At 78.9% G+C, this 14999-nt stretch carries 14 protein-coding genes; 8 read left to right on the top strand and 6 right to left on the bottom strand.

Annotation, left to right across the window (positions count from 1 at the left end; all coding sequences use genetic code 11):
- Positions 1-52 precede the first annotated feature (52 nt).
- Complete coding sequence (locus ACI8AR_RS06190) at positions 53-772, top strand: ANTAR domain-containing protein (protein ID WP_457050203.1); 720 nt, start codon at positions 53-55, stop codon at positions 770-772.
- A 12-nt stretch (positions 773-784) separates the two neighbouring features.
- On the opposite strand, the gene ACI8AR_RS06185 is transcribed toward ACI8AR_RS06190, so the two are convergent.
- Both ACI8AR_RS06185 and ACI8AR_RS06180 read right to left on the bottom strand, forming a co-directional pair.
- Entirely contained in the window at positions 785-1726 is a 942-nt protein-coding gene (locus ACI8AR_RS06185) for a universal stress protein (protein WP_457050202.1), read from the bottom strand.
- Positions 1723-3630: a PEP/pyruvate-binding domain-containing protein gene (locus tag ACI8AR_RS06180; protein WP_457050201.1), complete on the bottom strand. Its 1908-nt coding sequence runs from the start codon at positions 3628-3630 to the stop codon at positions 1723-1725. The genes ACI8AR_RS06185 and ACI8AR_RS06180 overlap by 4 nt, the downstream gene beginning before the upstream one ends.
- A gap of 187 nt (positions 3631-3817) precedes the next feature.
- On the opposite strand from ACI8AR_RS06180, the gene ACI8AR_RS06175 reads away from it, so the two are divergent.
- Positions 3818-6352, top strand: coding sequence for a cation-translocating P-type ATPase (locus ACI8AR_RS06175; RefSeq protein ID WP_457050200.1), 2535 nt, complete (start codon positions 3818-3820; stop codon positions 6350-6352).
- 64 nt (positions 6353-6416) lie between these two features.
- Here the strand turns inward: ACI8AR_RS06175 and ACI8AR_RS06170 are convergent, their stop codons facing one another.
- Positions 6417-8828, bottom strand: a complete 2412-nt coding sequence (locus ACI8AR_RS06170; protein WP_457050199.1) for a phosphoketolase family protein — start codon at positions 8826-8828, stop codon at positions 6417-6419.
- A gap of 173 nt (positions 8829-9001) precedes the next feature.
- On the opposite strand from ACI8AR_RS06170, the gene ACI8AR_RS06165 reads away from it, so the two are divergent.
- Genes ACI8AR_RS06165 through ACI8AR_RS06150 form a run of 4 tightly spaced genes read left to right on the top strand, consistent with a single transcriptional unit; the run spans position 9002 to position 11001 of the window.
- Positions 9002-9331 carry a hypothetical protein gene (locus tag ACI8AR_RS06165; RefSeq protein ID WP_457050198.1) on the top strand — a complete coding sequence of 110 codons (330 nt, stop codon included), beginning with the start codon at positions 9002-9004 and terminating at the stop codon, positions 9329-9331.
- The gene (locus ACI8AR_RS06160) at positions 9312-10130 is read left to right on the top strand and encodes a DUF6544 family protein (protein WP_457050197.1); all 819 of its coding nucleotides are present in this window, start codon (positions 9312-9314) and stop codon (positions 10128-10130) included. The genes ACI8AR_RS06165 and ACI8AR_RS06160 overlap by 20 nt, the downstream gene beginning before the upstream one ends.
- A 5-nt stretch (positions 10131-10135) precedes the next feature.
- Positions 10136-10810 carry a hypothetical protein gene (locus ACI8AR_RS06155; protein ID WP_457050196.1) on the top strand — a complete coding sequence of 225 codons (675 nt, stop codon included), beginning with the start codon at positions 10136-10138 and terminating at the stop codon, positions 10808-10810.
- Positions 10807-11001: a hypothetical protein gene (locus ACI8AR_RS06150; protein WP_457050195.1), complete on the top strand. Its 195-nt coding sequence runs from the start codon at positions 10807-10809 to the stop codon at positions 10999-11001. The genes ACI8AR_RS06155 and ACI8AR_RS06150 overlap by 4 nt, the downstream gene beginning before the upstream one ends.
- A gap of 12 nt (positions 11002-11013) precedes the next feature.
- On the opposite strand, the gene ACI8AR_RS06145 is transcribed toward ACI8AR_RS06150, so the two are convergent.
- Both ACI8AR_RS06145 and ACI8AR_RS06140 read right to left on the bottom strand, forming a co-directional pair.
- The gene (locus tag ACI8AR_RS06145; RefSeq protein ID WP_457050194.1) at positions 11014-11655 is read right to left on the bottom strand and encodes a CPBP family intramembrane glutamic endopeptidase; all 642 of its coding nucleotides are present in this window, start codon (positions 11653-11655) and stop codon (positions 11014-11016) included.
- The gene (locus ACI8AR_RS06140; protein WP_457050193.1) at positions 11652-12323 is read right to left on the bottom strand and encodes an SRPBCC family protein; all 672 of its coding nucleotides are present in this window, start codon (positions 12321-12323) and stop codon (positions 11652-11654) included. Before ACI8AR_RS06140 ends, ACI8AR_RS06145 begins: the two co-directional genes overlap by 4 nt.
- Before the next feature lie 187 nt (positions 12324-12510).
- Here ACI8AR_RS06140 and ACI8AR_RS06135 point away from each other — a divergent pair, with 187 nt between their 5' ends.
- Complete coding sequence (locus tag ACI8AR_RS06135) at positions 12511-13491, top strand: universal stress protein (RefSeq protein ID WP_457050192.1); 981 nt, start codon at positions 12511-12513, stop codon at positions 13489-13491.
- A gap of 241 nt (positions 13492-13732) precedes the next feature.
- Positions 13733-14032, top strand: a complete 300-nt coding sequence (locus ACI8AR_RS06130; RefSeq protein WP_456935347.1) for a hypothetical protein — start codon at positions 13733-13735, stop codon at positions 14030-14032.
- 92 nt (positions 14033-14124) lie between these two features.
- On the opposite strand, the gene ACI8AR_RS06125 is transcribed toward ACI8AR_RS06130, so the two are convergent.
- Positions 14125-14999 (bottom strand): HNH endonuclease (locus ACI8AR_RS06125; RefSeq protein ID WP_457050191.1); only part of this gene is annotated, 875 nt, incomplete at its 5' end.

The raw sequence follows: 14999 nt of genomic DNA, 5'->3' as shown, positions 1-14999 counted from the left end.
GCGACCGCCGGGCGCGTGGACTGGGGCGCCTCCGACGGACGGAGTGACCGGGATGCCCGCCGACGCCCCGCGCGCGCGGCTCGACCTCCAGGACGCCCTGCTGGAGCTCAGTCGCGTCGGGCTGGACCCCTCGTCGCTGACCGCGACGCTGACCCGGGTCGCGCAGCTGGCCGTCGCGAGCCTCGCCGGGACCGCGCAGGCCTCGGTGACGCTGGTGCGCTCGGCCGGTGCGGTCACCGTCGGCGTGACCGGACCGGCGGCGGCCGAGCTGGACGAGCGGCAGTACGACGCGGGCTTCGGTCCCTGCACGGACGCGGCCGTGAGCGGGTCCACGGTCACGATCCCGGACACCGCCACCGAGGCGGGCTACCGCGACTTCGCGGCGCTGGCCCGCCGCCACGGCGTCACGGGGGTCCTGTCGGTCGGCATGCCCATCGACCACCGGGTGGTCGGCTCCCTCAACCTGTACCGCACCGACGGCGGGACCTTCGACGACGCGGCCCTCGAGACGGCGCGCACGTTCGCGCGGTTCGCCGCGGGCGCCGTCGTCCACGCCGCGACCCGTGCCGGGGCCGAGGAGCTCAGCCGCCACCTGCGCCGGGCGATGCAGTCGCGGGCGGTCATCGAGCAGGCGAAGGGCGTGCTCATGGGCCGGCACGGCTGCACCGGGGACGAGGCGTTCGCGATGCTGGCGAGCCAGTCGCAGCGCCGGAACCGCAAGCTGCGCGAGGTGGCCGCCGAGCTGGTCGCCGCCGTCCAGCGGGACCGCTGAGGCCGGGACCGGTCAGCCGGCGACGGCGTCCGCCCCGGCCGGCGGGGGCAGCGGCACCACCAGCACCGGGCAGCCGGCGGAGTGCACCACCGCGGAGGTGACCGAGCGCAGCGGCCGCCCCAGCAGCCCGTGCCGGCGGTGCCCCATCACCAGCAGCTCGGCGGGGAGCGCGGCGGCCAGCAGGGTCTCCGCGGCCCGGCCCTGGCGCACGACCCTGCGCACGGGCACGTCCGGCCACCGCTCGCGGACCGCTCCCGCGCGGGCCAGCAGGTCGTCGAGGAGGACCTCGGCCCGGCGCTGCGCGGCCTCGTCGTGGACCAGGCGGTCGGAGGCGGACAGGGGGAGCACCGACCCGCGCGCCCACGCGTGCACGGCCAGCACGCCGGTGCCGCGCAGCGCCGCCGCGTGCAGGGCCTCGGCGAGCACCGCCGCGGACCCGGGGCCGCCGTCGAGGCCGGCCACCACGCCGCTGCGGCCGCCGCCGGACCAGCGGCTGCGCAGCGGGACGACGGCGACCGGGCAGGGAGCCGCGCGGAGGACGGCGGCCGCGGTGGAGCCCAGCAAGAGGTCGCGCGCGCTGCCCGAGCCGGAGGTGCCCAGGCACAGCAGCTGGGCGCCGGCCGCGGCGTCGCGCAGGACCTGGACCGCGTCGCCGTCGACGAGCCGGGGGGTGACCGTGAGCCCGGGGCAGGAGCGGCGCAGCTCCGCCGCGGTGGCGTCGAGCACCAGGCCGCACGCGGTGCGGAGCACCTCGATCGCGTCGAGCACCCGGTCCGGCGGGCGGGTCCCGCCGTCGGGGCCGGGGACGGCGAGCACCAGCAGCAGCGTCGTCCCCCGGTCGTGCGCCTCGCGCGCGGCCAACCGGGCCGCGGCGAGCGCGTCCCGCGACCCGTCGACGCCGGCCACGACGGGGCGCAGGTCCACCGCGGCGGCCGCCGCCGGGTCGGCGGTCACCGGGGCTCCCCGTCGCGCGGGGCCAGCGCCGCCTCCAGCAGCACCCGGCGCTCGGCCCGGGCCAGCCCGCGGCGGGTGGCCGCGACGGCGGCCGGTGCGACGGCGACCGAGGTGACGCCGGCGCGGACCAGGGAGTCGAGGAGGCCGGGGTGCTCCGTGGGGTCCCGGCCGCAGAACGAGGACGGGATCCCGAGCCGGTGGGCGGTGCCGGCGACCTCCGCGACCGCGGCCAGCACGGCGGGGTCGGCGACGCCGGCCGGGTCGCGGTCGTCCCCGAGCACCAGCCGGGTCAGCCCGTCGCCGTCGACGGCCACGCCGCCGATCCCCATCGCGACGTAGGCCGGCAGCCAGTGCACGGCCGACGGGACGGCGGCCGTCACCCACCGGGCCATCCCGTGCCGGCGGCCGAGCGGGCTGGCGTCGACCAGGGCCAGGGTGCGCTCCAGCTCGGCGCCGGTGCGGACGATCGGCAGCAGGAGGCCGAGCCTGGGGCACTCCTCGTGCACCCGCGCCAGCGCGGCGAGCTCGAGCCGGAACAGCGCCGGGTCGGCGAGGTACCGGGCGCAGCCGCGCAGGCCGAGCAGCGGGTTCGCCTCGACCGGCTCGTGCGCCTCCCCGCCGGCGAGCCGGCGCAACTCGTCGCTGCGCAGGTCCGCGGTCCGGTAGAGGACCGGCCGGGGGGCGAGGGCCCGGGCGACGCGGCCGATGCCGTCGGCGAGCGCGTCCACCACCTCCTCCGGACGGCCCCGCGCCAGGGCCTCGGCCGGGTGGGTGCCGCCGAGCGCGCGGACCAGCAGCGGCTCGGCGCGCAGCAGGCCGACGCCGTCGACCGGCAGCGCCGCCACCTCCCCGGCCCGGCCGGGGTCGTCGAGGACCACGGTCAGCCCGGTCGCGGTGGGCTCGGTCGCACCCTCCCCGGCGGGGGCGGCCGCGGGCGCGGGCGGCGGCCCGTGGCCGGCCGGCCGGGTCCGGAGCAGCCAGGGGCCCTCGTCGTCGGCGGCCCACTCGACGCGCTGCGGCATCCCGGTGAGCCGGTGCACCCGCAGCGCGAGCGCGGCCACCTCCTGCGCCTCGGCGGGGGTGAGCACCGGCTGCGCGCCGCGGGGTGCGGGGCCGCTGCCGTGCCCGCCGTGCTGCACGCCGAGCAGCCGGCGGCCCTCCGCGTCGAGGACGTAGGTGTCGGGTCCGGCCCCGCCGGCCGCACCGCCCGGGACCCGCGCCGCCTCCACGACCACCCGGTCGCGGCGGCCGCTCAGGGGGTCGGCGGTGCAGGCCACGCCCGAGCGGCGGGCGGGCACCGTGCGCTGCACGACGACGGCCGGTGCGGGCACCCCGTCGATGCCGCACCGGGCGCGGGCGGCGACCGGCCGCGGGCCGAACAGCGACGCCCAGGACTCGACGACGGCCGACACGACCGCTGCGGCGCCCCGCACGGCGGAGGGGCCGGCGCCCGCTCCCGCGGAGGCCTGCTCCCCGCCGTCCTCGCCCACGGCGGAGGAGCGCACCGTGACCGGGACGTCGTCCCCGAGGGCGGCGTAGGCGGCGGCGACGGCGTCGGCCAGGCCGGGGGCGGTCCCGGCCCGGCGGACGAGGTCCTGCAGCCGCGCGCACGCGGCGGCGAGCCGGTCGCCGAGCCAGGGCGCGGCCTGCGCCCGGACCGCGCCGAGGGCCTGGCCGTGCAGCAGGGTCACGTCGCGGTCGAGGCCCGCGGCCACCAGCGACGCGTGCAGCCCCCCGGCGAGGACGACGAAGCCGCCGGGGACGGGCAGGCCGGCGCGGAGGAGCCAGCCGAGGGCGGCGCCCTCGGTGCCGGCGCGGTCGACGTCGCGGGCGTCCAGGTCCACCAGGGACGCCACGGCGGCGGTCCCGGCCGTGGCGGGCCGGGGCTCGGTCACGGAGGTCACGGTTCCTCCCCGTCGTCGGCGGCGTGGGACCGTTCCCACTCTCGACCGGCGGGACCCGGGGGCACCGGGGCCGCAGGTCCTCCTCCCGCGGGACCTGCGGCACGAGGTGGGTGCGGGGGACGGACGGCACCGGCCGCGGGACCTCCGGCCCTGGGGAGTCCGTCGCCGCCGCACGGAGGCTCCCGGGGTGAGGACCCCGACGCCGGCCCCGGCGGCCCCCACCCGCACCCGGCCCTCCGCGACCGGCTCCGGCTGGGACGGGCCCGGGCCGTGGACCCTGCCGGCGGAGGAGGTCGCCGCCCGCGCCGGCGTCGACCCGGCGACCGGCCTGCCCGACGCGGAGGCGGCGGCGCGGCTGGCAGCCGACGGGCCCAACGAGGTGGCGGCCGAGCCGCCGGTGTCCCTGCTGCGCTCGGTGCTCGCCCAGCTGCGCGACACGCTCATCCTGGTCCTGCTCGCCGCCGCGGTGCTGACCGCGGCCGTCGGCGACCTCGTCGACACGGCGGTCATCGGGCTGGTGGTCGTCGTCAACACCACCCTCGGGGTGGTGCAGGAGCGGCGGGCACTGCGCGCGGTGGCCGCGCTGTCGGAGCTGGTCGCGCCGTCGGCCCGGGTGGTGCGCGGCGGGCGGGACGTGTGGGTGCCGACCCGGGACCTCGTGCGCGGGGACGTGCTGCGGCTGGCCGCGGGGGACGTCGTCGGCGCCGACGCGCGCCTGCTGCGGAGCACCCGGCTGCAGGTCGACGAGTCCCCGCTGACCGGCGAGTCGCTGCCGGCGGACCGGACCGCCGACGCCGTCTCGCCCGCCGGCGCCCCGCTGGGGGACCGGTCGGGGATGGTGCACGCCGGCACGACCGTCGTCCGCGGCACCGGCGAGGCCGTCGTCGTCGCCACGGGGGCGGCGAGCGTGGTCGGCCGGGTCGCCGCCCTCGTCGACCGCCGGTCGCCGCTGACCCCGCTGCAGCGGCGGCTGTCCCGGCTGGGCCGGCAGATCTCGCTGGCGGTGGCCGTCGCCTGCCTGCTGTTCGTGGCCTCGGGGCTGCTCCGCGGCCAGCCGTGGGAGACGACGGTCGTCGCGGCGGTCGCGCTGGCCGTCGCCGCGGTGCCCGAGTCGCTGCCCGCCGTCGTGGCGCTGGCCCTGGCCGGCGGGGCGACCAGGATGAGCCGGCGGGGCGCGGTGGTGCGGTCGCTGCCCGCCGTCGAGACCCTCGGCTCGGTCACCCTGCTGGCCACGGACAAGACCGGCACCCTCACCGCCGGGGCGATGGTGGCCGAGCGGGTCTGGACCCCGGCCGACGGGCCGTGCGCGCTCTCGCGCGGCCCGCTGCCGCGGTCGGCCCGCGCGCTGCTGGAGGCCGCCGCCCTGTGCAACGACGCCGACCCGACCGGCGCCGGCGCGGCGGGCACCGCGGGGACCGCGGACACCGAGACCGCCCTGGTCCGCGCCGCCGTGGCCGCCGGGGTCGACGTCGCGGCGGTCCGCGCGGCGCAGCCGCGGCTGGCGGAGGAGCCCTTCGACGCGGTCACCCGCCGGATGACCACCACGCACCGCACGCCCGCCGGCGGGACCACGGTGGTGGTCAAGGGCGCGCCGGAGGCGGTGCTGCCCGGCCTGCCCGGCGCCGCGGCGGCCGAGGAGGTGGCGGCGGCGTGGGCGGCGGAGGGCGCCCGGCTGCTGGCGGTCGCGCAGGACGGCGTCCTCCTCGGGGTGGTGGCCCTCGCCGACCCGGTCCGCCCGGAGGCCGCGGCCGCCATCGCGTCCTGCCACCGCGCCGGCATCCGCCCCGTGCTGGTGACCGGGGACCACGCCGGCACCGCGGAGGCGGTCGCCCGCGCGGTCGGGCTGGTCGACGACGCCCACCCGGCCGGGACCTCCGTGCTCGCCCGGGTCGAGCCGGAGGGCAAGCTGCGGCACGTCACCGGGTGGCAGGCCGCGGGCCACGTGGTGGCCATGACCGGCGACGGCGTCAACGACGCGCCGGCGCTGCGGGCGGCCGACATCGGCGTCGCGATGGGCCGGCGTGGCACCGAGGTCGCCAAGCAGGCCGCCGACCTCGTGCTCGCCGACGACAGCCTGGCCACGGTCACCGCGGCCGTCGCCGAGGGGCGGCGGGTCTACGACGACGTGCGCCGCTTCGTGGGCTTCGGGCTGGCCGGCGGGCTCGGCGAGGTGCTGGTCATGCTGCTCGGCCCGTTCGTCGGCCTCGCGCTGCCGCTGCTGCCGGCCCAGGTGCTGTGGGTCAACCTGCTCACCCACGGCCCGGTCGGGGTGGCCATGGGCAGCGAGCCGGCCGCGCCCGACGTGCTCGCCCGTCCGCCGCGCCGGCCGTCGGCGGGGGTGCTCGACCGGGTGCTGGGCGTCCGGGTGGCCGTCGTCGGGGCGGCGGTGGCGGCGAGCAGCCTGCTGGTGGCGGTGGTCGCGCGCGCCGGGGGTGGCCCGTGGCAGACCGAGCTGTTCGTCTGCCTGACCGCCGGGCAGCTGGCCGTCGCCCTGGTGACGCGGCCGGCCGGGGCCTGGCGGTCCGGCCGCGCGGGCCGCTGGCTGCCGGTGGCGGTCGCGTGCAGCGCGGTGCTGCTGGTGGCGGCCGTGTACGCGCCGCCGCTGCAGCAGCTCCTGGGCACCGAGGCGCTCGCCCTGCCCGAGGTCGCCGCGGCCCTCGCCGGCGCGCTCGTCCCGGTCCTCGCCGTGCTGGGCCTCCGCCTCCTCGGGCGCCGGGACTGACGGCGCCGGCGCGCGACCCCGCCGGTCCGGTGGCGGGTCCGCCGGGGAGCCGGCGTGCCGCCGGTCAGGCCGGGCCGGGGGACCAGGTCCAGTCGCGCACCTCGGGCAGGTCCTCGAGCGCCTCGACGACGTACTCGCGGTGCCGGCGCAGCTGCTCGTGGCACAGCCGGGCGAGCGTGTCGCCGCCCTCGGGCACCCGGCGCGAGCGGCGCAGCGCCTCCAGCACGAGGTCGTAGCGGCTCATGCGGTTGAGCACGACCATGTCGAACGGCGTCGTCGTGGTGCCGTGCTCGGTGAAGCCGCGGACGTGGAACCGGTCGATGTCGGGCCGGCCGTGCAGCAGCGGGTGGATCGCCCGCGGGTGGCCGTGGAAGGCGACGACGACGTCGACGGTGTCGGTGAACAGGTCGGCGAACCGCTGGGAGGTGAGGGCCGCGGGGTGCTCGCCGGGCGGGAGCAGGCCGAGCAGGTCCACCACGTTCACCACGCGCACCCGCAGGTGCGGCACGTGCTCGCGCAGCAGCTGGGCGGCGGCCAGGACCTCCTGCGTCGGCACGTCGCCGATGGCGCAGAGGACGACGTCGGGCAGGTCGGTACGGGCCCGGTCGGGCTCCTCGGTGCCGGCCCACTCCCACACCGCGCCGCCGGCGGAGACGAGCGTCCGCGCCTGCTCCAGGTCGAGGTACTGCAGGTGCCGCTGCTTGTCGACGACGACCAGGTTGACCCGGTTCCGGCTGGTCAGGCACTCCTCGGCGACGACCAGCGTGCTGTTGGCGTCCGGCGGGAACCAGATGCGGGTGACCTCGGGCGCCAGCGGCGCCACGGTGTCGATGAGGCCGGGGCCCTGGTGGGAGAAGCCGTTGTGGTCGTTGCGCCACGTCGTGCTGGTCAGCAGCACGTTGAGCGACGGCACCGGCGGGCGGCCGGGCTCCAGCGCCGACTGCTGCAGCCACTTCGCGTGCTGCACGACCATCGAGGCGCTCACCATCGCGAACGCCTCGTAGGTCGCGAACAGGCCGTGCCGCCCGGTGAGCGTGTAGCCCTCCAGCCAGCCCTCGCACAGGTGCTCGCTGAGCACCTCCATCACCCGCCCGTGCGGGCCCAGCGCCTCGTCGCCGGGCAGCACCGGCAGCTGCGTGCAGCGCTCGGTGACCTCGAGGACGGCGCCCAGCCGGTTGCTCACCGTCTCGTCGGGCGAGAACAGCCGGAAGTCGCCGCCGCCGTCGGCCCGGGCGGTGCGGACGAACAGGTCCCGCAGGTACGTGCCGAGCGGGCGGGTGGTCTCGTGGTGCAGCACGCCGGGGGAGGGGACGGGCAGCGCGTGGTCGGCGAGGTCGGGCAGCGGCAGGGGCCGGACCCGGAACCGCGGCCCGCCGGCGCGCGGCGAGGCGGAGATCCGCAGGTCCCCGGGCGGGGTCAGGGCCGCCAGCTCGGGCACCAGCCGGCCGTCGGCGTCGAAGTCCTCGTCGGCGCGGTAGGAGCGCAGCCACGCCTCCAGCCGGGCGAGGTGCTCGGGGTTCTCGCGCACGCCGGCCAGCGGCACCTGGTGGGAGCGCCACGTGCCCTCGACCGGCACGCCGTCGACCGCGCGCGGCCCGGTCCATCCCTTGGGGGTCCGCAGGACGACGGCCGGCCAGCGCGGCGTCCCCTGCTCCTGCCCGGAGCGGGCGGCGTCCTGGACCGCGCGGATGCGGGCGTGCGCGTCGGCCAGGGCGGCGTCGAGGTCGGCGAAGACGCGGGCGGGGTCGTCCCCGGCGACGACGACCGGGTCCCAGCCCTGGCTGCGCAGGTAGCCGCACACGTCCTCGTCGGACGAGCGGCCGAGGACGGTCGGCCCGGAGATCTTGTAGCCGTTGACGTGCAGCACCGGCAGCACGGCGCCGTCGCGGCGCGGGTCGAGGAAGGCCGGCAGCCGCCAGGACGCCGCCAGCGGCCCGGTCTCGGCCTCGCCGTCGCCGACCACGCAGGCCACCAGCAGGTCGGGGTCGTCGAAGGCGGCGCCGGCGGCGTGCAGCAGCGCGTACCCCAGCTCCCCGCCCTCGTGGATGCTGCCCGGGATGTGCGGCCCGGCGTGGCTGCTCACCCCGCCGGGCGTGGAGAACTGCCGCACCAGCCGGGTGAGCCCGGCGAGGTCCCGCGACACCTCGGGGTGGACCTCGCTGTAGGTGCCGTCGAGGTAGGCGCCGGCGAGCACGGCCGGGCCGCCGTGCCCGGGGCCGGTGACCACCAGGACCTGCTGCCCGGTGCGCCGGATCAGCCGGTTGAGCAGCGCGTGCAGCATGGTCAGGCCGGGGCTCGTGCCCCAGTGGCCCAGCAGCCGCGGCTTGACGTGCTCGGGCCGCAGCGGCTCGCGCAGCAGCGGGTTGGCCCGCAGGTAGATCTGCGCGGCGGTCAGGTGGTTGGCCGCCGCCCACCAGCGCAGGTCGAGGGCCAGGTCCTCCGCGGAGGCGGGAGCCGGGGTGTCGAGCGCGGTCATGGGGAGCCTCTCCGGAGGGACGCGGGTCCCCCCGATCCTCGGGACCGCCGGCCGACGGCGCGGGGGACCTAGGTCCCGACTCCGGGTGCCCTTCGCTCCGACCCACCCCGGTCCGCGCCTCCCTAGCGTCGGCCTCCTCCCGCACCGGGCACCGCGACGACGAGGAGCGCGCCGTGAGGACGAGACTCCGCCGGCTGCCCGGGCTGGTCGCGGCCCTCGCGGCCGTGGCCGCCGCGACCGGGCTGGTCCGGCGCCCCACCGGGGAACCGGTGCGGGTGGTCACCCCGCGGGGGCAGCCCGCCGAGCTGGCGGGCAGCGGGCTGTACGCCCACGACACCGTCTTCACCGCGGCCGGCAACACCGCGCAGGTCGTCGGCCCGATCGCGGGCTTCGGCGTCCTCGGCGCCGTCGGGGCGTGGCTGCTCACCCGGCTGCTGCGCGCCGTGCCCGCCGCCCGTCCCGTCCCCCCGAGCGAGGTACCGCATGAGCACGTCCACGTCTGACCGGCCGCGCACGACGGCCCGGCCGCCGTCCGCCTTCACCCGGCGGGTCGCCGCCGCGGGCCTGCGCGCCGGGCCGGTGGATCCCGCGCCGGTGACGCAGGACGACCTCGCCGGCCTGCCGTCCGCCGCGGTCCGCTACCTGGAGGCGATGGGCGTGCTCGGCCGGCCGCGCCCCCGGTCGTTGCGGGCCCACTTCACCGGCAGGTTCCGGCTGCGGCCCGGGGGGTCGTGGATGGCCGCCGACTCGTGGCAGGTCGACACGGCGGCCGAGGTGGCCCGCCTCTACCGGATGCGGCTGCTGGTCGGCGGTGTCCTGCCGATGTGGGGCTGGGACACCTACCGCGCGGGCCACGGGCGGATGCTCGGCAAGGCGCTCGGCCTGGTGACCGTGGCCGACGGGTCGGGGCCGGCGTTCGACGCCGGGGAGCTCGTCACCTGGCTGAACGACGCCGTCCTGCTGGCCCCGGCGATGCTGCTGCACCCCCGCACCGGGTGGGAGGACCGCGGCGAGGATCGCTTCGCCGTCTCGGTGACCGACGCCGGGCGCACCGTCAGCGCGGTGGTTGCCCTCGACGGGTCGGGCCGGCCCCTGGACTTCTGGACCGAGGACCGCTGGGCGGACCTGCCCGGCGGTCCGGTGCGGACGCCGTGGAGCACCCCCGTGACCGGGTGGACGGTCCGGGGAGGCCGGCCCGCCCCGACCGCCGTCTCGGCCGTCTGGCACCTGCCCGAGGGGGACGACCGCTACGGCGAGATGGCCCTCGCCGATCTCGACCTCGACCTCCTGCCGGGGAGGTGAGGACCGTGCTGCGCGGCCTCCTGCTGGCCGCCGCCGGGGCCGCCGGTCTGGACCACGTGCACCGCCACCGCGACTGGGGAGCCACGCCCGGCGAGGTGTCCGGTGTCCTCCCGGGGGACGAACTCGTCCCCGGGCCGGCCGAGCAGACCACCCTGGGGGTGTCCGTCGCCGCGCCCGCCGAGGAGGTCTGGGCGTGGCTGGTCCAGATGGGGCAGGGCCGCGGCGGCATGTACAGCTACGACTGGCTCGAGAACCTGGTCGGCCTGGACATCCACACCGCCGACGAGGTCCGCGAGGAGTGGCAGCACCTCGCCGTCGGCGACCGGGTCGTCGTCGTCCCCGAGGGCTGGGGGCCGCTGCGGGACGGCTACGCCTTCCGGGTCGCGCAGGTCGACCCGCCGCGGGCGCTGGTGCTGCGCCAGGCGCCGCCGGAGCACCCCTGGGACGGCGTCTGGTCCTTCCATGTCGTGCGGGAGGCGGCGGGCGGCTGCCGGCTGCTGGCCCGGTCCCGCACGGTGGTCGACCCCCGGCTGGGCGCCCGGCTCGCCGGGCGGGTGATGGAGCCGGTGACGCTGGTGATGACCCGGCGGATGCTGCACGGCATCCGCGACCGGGCCGAGCGCCGCTCGCACCGTCCCGTCGCGGCACTGCCCGCCGGGGAGGGGACGGCTGCGCCGTGACGACGCCCCGGGGGCGCCGCAAGCCCCTGACCTGCCTGGTGGGCCTGCACGACTGGACGCGCCGCCACCCGCCCGACGAGCGCTCCGAGGGTCCGGACCAGCAGGTGTGCCGTCGCTGCGGCCGCCTGCGGGGACCGTGGGACGTGCCGCCGGCCGCCTTCGGCCCACCCGGGAGCGGCGGCACGGTCTGAGCCCCGGGCGCCTCAGCGGCCGAGCCAGACGCGGGCGGCGCGCACGCCGCAGGCGTCGGTGAGCAGGTGAGGCAGCACGACGCCGCGCAGGCCGCCGGTCCGCCACGCGACGGCGGTCGAGACGGCGCCGACCACCCCGTCGGCAGCGAGGAAGGGCAGCCGTCCCCGGGCGGAGGGGTGGACCAGCTGGGGTGCCAGGTGCCAGAGGGTGAAGCCGGCCAGCGGCCACAGGGCACCGCGGACGACGTCGTCCCGGACGACGCCCAGGAACGTCCCGCGCCACAGCAGCTCCTCGCCGACGGCGTTGACCGTCGCCGTCGTGACCATGACCGCCGCCACCTCGCGGTCGACGAGGTGCCGGTGCGGCCACAGCTCGGCGCTCACCGAACCGGCCACGGGGACCGCGAGGAGGGCGACGTCGAGCGGTCCGGGACGCCGGCCGCTGCGCAGGGCACGGACGGCGCCACGGGGGCCGAGCACCCAGAGCGGGAAGGCGCCGCACCAGCCGAACCAGTACACGGCGAACCCGGCGGCGTAGGCCGCGCGCGGCGGCAGCCGGCGGCGCAGGACCGAGAAGACGGCCGCCATCGTCGACGGCACCGCCACCGGCACCGCCAGCGTGGCGGTGCGGCGCAGCGCCGGCCCGGTCCTCACCGGGGGTCCTCGCGGTGCGCGGCCTCGGCCCGGTCGCGGATGCCGCGCAGCATCCGCCGCATCATCGGGAAGTCGCCCAGCTCCATGAGCAGGACGCCGACGACGGTGTCCGGCCGGTGCCAGTCGTAGCGGGTCCGCAACCGGGTCACCAGGCGCGTGCGCCCGCCCTCCAACGGGACCAGCCGCCAGGCCCAGGTGCTCGTCGGCGTCCGCCAGAGCATCTCCCGGGGCGCCTCGAACGACTCGACGACGAACGCCGTCCGCTCGGTGGGGCGCGGCGACATCGGCAGCCACAGGCCCCGGTGCAGGTCCTGCAGTTCCGGCACGACCTGCCGCGCGCTCGGGTGGCCGAGGTGGTCGAGGAGGTCGTCGGCGTACCAGCCGGCGCGCAGGCACCCGACCTGCACCAGCCAGGGCCACACCTCCTCCGGCGGCGCGCCGACGGTGATCGCCCGCGTGCAGCGGTACTGCGCCCGCGGCTCCAGGTCGTCCCCGGGCATCGGCGCGGCCACCTCCGCCGCGGTGGCGCCCCAGCGCCGGTGCCACGGACGCAGCAGCGGAGCGGCGACGAAGAGGGGCAGGTCGGTGACGACGTCGCGCACCTCCCGGGCCAGGTCGGCGGCGGTCGGCCGGGAGGGACGCGGGCGAGGGGGCAGCAGCGAGGTCACGCGGCCAGCGTCGACCGCTGCCGCCGCTGCGGTCAGGGCCCGTCGGCGTCGTGCGGCAGGGCCGGTGGACCCGGCCGGGACGAAGGTCCCCGGACGCGGGGACGTCGGCCCGCGGACTCCCGCGGGCGGACGGCGCAGGGTCGGAACGGGCCCGGCGGGTGACCGGGCAGGGAGCGGAGGCGGACCGGTGACGACACAGCAGGGGACCAGCGACGCGACGAGGCCGGGCCGCGTGGTCGTCGGCGTGGACGGCTCGCCGGGGGCGCGCACCGCGCTCGGCTGGGGCCTGGCGGTGGCCGCCCGCACCGGGGCGCGGCTCGAGGTGGCCAGCGCCTACCCGGTCGACTTCTACTGGACCGACCCGTTCCTGCTCGACACCCGGCGGCTGGACGCCATCCGCAGGGACACCGAGGAGCGGGTCCGCGCGCTGGTGGAGGAGGTCCGCCGCGACCCGGCCGTGGCGGCCGTGCCCGGCACCGCCGAGGTGCAGGCCGACGTCGTGGTGGCCGCGGGCGCGCCGTCCGAGCACCTGGTCGCCCTGGCGGAGGGCGCGGACCTCCTCGTGCTCGGCAGCCGCGGCCGGGGCGGCGTCCGCAGCACGCTGCTGGGCTCGGTGGCCCTGCACTGCGTCGCCCACGCGCCGTGCCCGGTCGTCGTCGTGCACCCGGGAGCTGTCGAGCCCCCGCCGCGCGTCGTCGTCGGCGTGGACGACTCGGCGACGTCCCGTGTCGCCCTCGCCCGCGCCGCGGAGGAGGCCGGGCGCCTCGGCGCGCGGCTCGAGGTGGTCGCCGCCTACCAACCGGCGGCCTACTGGAGCGACCTGTACGCGATCACCGCGCCGCCGGTCTCCGAGACCGAGGAGCACGCCCGCGGCCGTGTCACGGCGTTCGTCGCCGACGTGCTCGGGTCGGTGGCGGGCACCGACATCCGGGTGGTGCAGGGGTCCCCGGCGGAGGCGCTGGTGCAGCACGCGGACGGCGCCGCGCTGCTCGTCGTCGGGAGCCGCAGCCGCAGCCGGGTCGCCGGGATGGTCCTCGGCTCGGTGGCCCTGCACTGCGCGGTGCACGCGCCCTGCCCGGTCATGGTGGTGCACCCCGAGCCGGTCCCGCAGCGGGCGGCCGTCGCGGAGCCCGCCGTCACGAGCGCGGTGCCGGAGCCGTCGGTCTGACCGTCGTCGCCCGTGCCCTTGGTCCCGCCGTCCCCGGGGCCTTGCGCCCCTCCGCCTCCCCGGCCAGGGGGTGCAGGGTCCGGGGCGGATCCGTCCGACGGAGGGAGCAGCCATGCAGACGCGAGAGGTGACGCGGGTGCGCCGCGGAGGCGTGGTCGGTGGGCAGGCGGCCCGCGGACGCCGGGCCGGTCGCTACGCGGCCCGTGGACGCCGGGCCGGCGGGCGGGCGGCCCGTGGGCGCGTGATCGGCCCCGTGGCGGTGCGGGCCTTGGCGGTGCGCGCGCTGGCGGTCGGCGCGGTGGCCCTCGGCTCGGCGGCGGTGGGTGGCCTCGCGGTCGGCTCGCTCACCGTGGGACGCCTGGCCGCGGGACGGGTGGCCGTGGCACGCACGGACCTGCGCACCGTGCGCGTGGCGCGGCTCGAGATCGACGAGTTCGTGGTCGGTCGCACCTCGGGACTGCCGACGACGCCGGGCGCGGCCGAGGCGAGCCCGGTCGAGGCGGACGCGGCCGGCAACGGCGCCGGACGGCTCGCGACCTGACCCCGGTCGCAGCCAGCGCGCGCGGGCACGACCGTCCCGGGCGTCGGCTCCCCGCAGTGCGGGTGAGCCGGCGCCCGAGGCCGTGACGTCGGTCAGAACGGTGGGGGTTCGTCGGCCGGGTCGGTCGGTGGTGGTCCGGGGTCGACCGGTGGGTCGGGCTCTGCCGGCGGTGGTGGTCGCATGCCGGGTGGCCGGGTCGTGCGGGTGATGCCCGACGGGGTGGTGACGGTGAGGGTGCCGTCGGCGCCCATCCGGAAGCGCCAGCCCTTGGCGAAGGTCTTGAGGCGGTGGTGGCTGCGGCACAGGCAGCAGAGGTTGGCGCAGTCGGTGGTGCCGCCGTGGGCGTGGGGGATGACGTGGTCGGCATCGGCCCAGCCGACGCGCTGGCCGCAGGTGGGGAAGCGGCAGGTGCGGTCGCGGGTGTGCACGAACCGCCGCTGCGGCGCGGAGGGTGCGTAGCGGTCGGTCGGCTCGGGCCGGTCGAGCACCGCGCACGCGCAGTCCGTGTCCGGGTGGTCGGGGCAGCCGACCCGGGCGAGCCGGCGGAGCTGGTCGAGGGTGGTGGTGGCGCGCAGCGTGCCGTCGTCGTCGACCAGCGCGAGGGTGACCGACCCGCCCTCGGGAACGCGCAGGCCCAGGGCGTCGAGCTGAGCCAGGAGTTCGCGGAGGTGGGCGGCGGTGATCGGCAGCCCGTTCACCGCACCCGCCTCCGGGGAGCGCCCGGTCAGCGCGCTGAGCGTGGCGATGACCTGCAGGTGGGCGGTGACCGGCGGGTGGCCGGTCTCCCACGGGCGGTGCAGCAGGTCGGCGTAGACCAGGGTGCGCAGCTGCCCGAGCGGCCGGGGATCGCCGTCGGCCTTCAGCATCCGGGCGAGGGCGTCCACCAGGGCGTAGCCGGCGGCGGCGACGTCGGCGGGGAGGTCGGCGGCGAGGGTGGCCATGCCGTCGAAGGGGGAGTCGTAGAGCC

It is taken from the genome of Geodermatophilus sp. SYSU D01036 (genome assembly GCF_054050435.1).
Note: the sequence above shows the minus strand (reverse complement) of the source record. Positions and strands in the feature narration are given on the sequence as shown.

Coding starts and splice junctions, on each gene's coding strand:
- ACI8AR_RS06170 (WP_457050199.1), bottom strand. CDS start 8,828: ATGACCGCGCTCGACACCCCGGCTCCCGCCTCCGCGGAGGACCTGGCC.
- ACI8AR_RS06190 (WP_457050203.1), top strand. CDS start 53: ATGCCCGCCGACGCCCCGCGCGCGCGGCTCGACCTCCAGGACGCCCTG.
- ACI8AR_RS06160 (WP_457050197.1), top strand. CDS start 9,312: ATGAGCACGTCCACGTCTGACCGGCCGCGCACGACGGCCCGGCCGCCG.